The following is a 2589-nucleotide window of genomic DNA, read 5'->3' on the forward strand; positions in this document are numbered from 1 at the left end:
GGAAAGCGCGCACGTCGGCGCGCAGGGCGGCGCGCTCGGCATTTTCGGCGACGACCGGGAAGCGGAAGCGATCACCGGTTGCAGCCGTAACGCCAAGGTCGAGCAGCGGCTCGTCGGTGACAAAATGCCAGAGGCTGCCGCCCGCCAGCAGGTTTGCCCCCAGCGAGCTGTGCAGCGCATGCTCGCCGCCGTGGGCATCGCGTTTTTGCCACAGCGCGCGGGTAAACAGGTGCAGGCGATGGTCCGCCGTCACGCCGATGGCGCCGTGCAACTGGTGCGCCAGCGCTGCCACGATGCCTGCTGCTTCGCTGGCGCGGGCCTTGGCCGCCGCCACTGGCGCCAAATGTCCGCCCATCAGTCCCAGCCCGGCCAACCCAACGGCAGCGCCCGCCGCCGCCGTTTCCGCCGCCATCTGCGCCAGGCTGTGCTGCACCGCCTGATTCTTCGACAAGGGCTTGCCAAACTGCTGGCGGGTCTGCGTCCATTCCAGCGTCATCGTCAGCACGGTTTCAGCCAGGCCGGCGATCTCTGCCGTTGCCAGTGCGGCCCCCCACTGGGTGTGGCCGGGCGGCGGTATCGCTTCCGTCAGCGGCCAAGGCGCGCCCGCCCGGCCATGGGCGCGGGCGATGGCCAGCACGGTTGCTGCATCCAGCCCCAGACCGCCGTCTGCCTCCGGCACCAGCGCCAGTGCGACGCCGGCCGCCTCGATTGCTGCCCAGCCCTCCACCGCCTGCCCGGCGCGGGCCTGGCGCAACCGTTCCTCTGTTGCCTCGCGGGCAAACAGCCGGCTCACCTGATCGATCAACACATCATCCATGACCCCAGCTTAGGCCTGAGCAGCGCTGTCGCACAGGCTGGATTTTCCGGCAGGCATTGCAGCCCTGCGCTGGCTCGTCCACGATTGCAGTATGCTTTCAGTGCTCGACATGTTTCGCGTGGGCGTTGGCCCTTCCAGCTCGCACACGGTGGGGCCGATGCGCATCGCCTTGCGCTATGGCCAGCGGCTGGCGCAGCAGCGCTGGCCGGAAGGCGCGCGGGTGGTGGTGACGCTGCAGGGCAGCCTGGCGTTCACTGGCCATGGCCATGGTACGCTGCGCGCGGTGGCGCTGGGGCTGCTCGGCCACGCGCCGGAAACCTTCGATGCGCCGGCTGCGCAGCGCGATCTGGCTGGCCTGGCACAATCCGGGCGGCTGGCGGATGTCGCATTCGATCCGGCCGCCGATATCAGCCTCGATTACGACACGCGCGAACTTCTCCACCCCAACGCCATGCGCCTTGCCGTGCTGGCGGGCGGGCAGCGGCTGGCCGAAGAAGACTGGTTTTCCACCGGCGGTGGTTTCATCGCCAGCCGCCGCCAGCTCGAACAGGCCGCACCGGCTGACCGGGTGGCGACCGGCCACGCCGTGCCGCACAATTTCGGCAGCGCGGCCGAGCTGCTGGCCATCGCCGAAACCACCGGCCACAGCCTGGAAACCATCGTGCTGGCCAACGAAGACGCCTTCCGGCCGCGCGCCGAAACACAGGCCGGGCTGGATCATGTGGCGGCGGTGATGCTCGCCTGCATCGATCGCGGGCTGGTGACTGAGGGCATTCTTCCCGGCGGCCTCAACGTCGAACGCCGCGCGCCAGCCTTGTGGCGGCAATTGCAGCAAGGCCGAAGCGCCAATGAACCGGAGCGGTTGTTCGATTGGCTCAACGTTTACGCCATGGCGGTGAACGAGGAAAATGCCGCGGGCGGCCAGGTGGTGACGGCACCAACCAATGGCGCGGCTGGCATCTTGCCCGCCGTGATGCGCCATTATTGCGAAGGGGCTGATCAGCGCCGGCGGTTTCTGGCCACCGCGGGCGCCATCGGCCTGCTCTACAAGCAGCGCGCGTCGATTTCGGGCGCGGAAATGGGCTGTCAGGGCGAAGTGGGCGTGGCGTGTTCGATGGCGGCGGCGGGGCTGGCGGCGGTGTGGAATGCCACGCCCACGCAGGTCGCCAACGCCGCCGAAATCGGCATGGAGCATAATCTGGGCCTGACCTGCGATCCGGTCGGCGGGCTGGTGCAAATCCCTTGTATCGAGCGCAACGCCATCGGCGCGGTGAAGGCCGCCAATGCTGCCCGGCTGGCGCTGCATCGGACCGGCCAGAGCCGGGTCAGCCTTGATCAGGTGATCGAAACGATGCGCCAGACCGGCATCGACATGAGCCACAAATACAAGGAAACCAGCCAGGGGGGCCTGGCGGTGAACGTGGTGGAGTGCTGAGATGACTGTGACCCTGCACGTGGCTGACCAGATCGCCACCATCACCCTCAATCGCCCGGAAAAGCGCAATGCGCTGAGCCAGGCGATGCTGGCGGAACTGGAGCGCCTTGCCGACAGTTTGCGCGGGGCTGGCGATGTGCGCGCCGTGGTGCTGGGCGGCGAGGGGACGGATTTTTCGGTGGGCGCCGATATCGGCGAGATGGAAGGCCGGTTGGCCGCGCCGGCCTCGTTGACGGAAGCCCGCCGCGCCGCGCAGCTGGGCGCGCGGGTGATGCGCGCCGTGCAGGGCATTGATCAGCCGACCATCTGCGCCTTGAAGGGCGTGGCCACCGGCGGC

Annotated in this window: 3 protein-coding genes; 2 read left to right on the forward strand and 1 reads right to left on the reverse strand. The window is 68.7% G+C overall.

All coding sequences use genetic code 11. The annotated features are described in order from the left end of the window. Positions 1–817: acyl-CoA dehydrogenase family protein (locus tag RMO81_RS15085; protein WP_310476752.1), on the reverse strand; the 817-nt coding region annotated here is incomplete at its 3' end. A gap of 91 nt (positions 818–908) precedes the next feature. Between RMO81_RS15085 and RMO81_RS15090 the strand changes: the two genes are divergently transcribed. Continuing rightward, positions 909–2252 carry an L-serine ammonia-lyase gene (locus tag RMO81_RS15090; protein ID WP_310476754.1) on the forward strand — a complete coding sequence of 448 codons (1344 nt, stop codon included), beginning with the start codon at positions 909–911 and terminating at the stop codon, positions 2250–2252. Position 2253: 1 nt separating this feature from the next. Then, on the forward strand, positions 2254–2589 hold a 336-nt coding region (locus RMO81_RS15095), incomplete at its 3' end, for an enoyl-CoA hydratase/isomerase family protein (protein WP_310476755.1).

The organism is Sandarakinorhabdus sp., from assembly GCF_031422795.1.
Classification (GTDB): domain Bacteria; phylum Pseudomonadota; class Alphaproteobacteria; order Sphingomonadales; family Sphingomonadaceae; genus Sandarakinorhabdus.

Excerpts from the sequence above, each read along its gene's own strand:
- RMO81_RS15090 (WP_310476754.1), top strand. The coding sequence starts at position 909 with ATGCTTTCAGTGCTCGACATGTTTCGCGTGGGCGTTGGCCCTTCCAGC.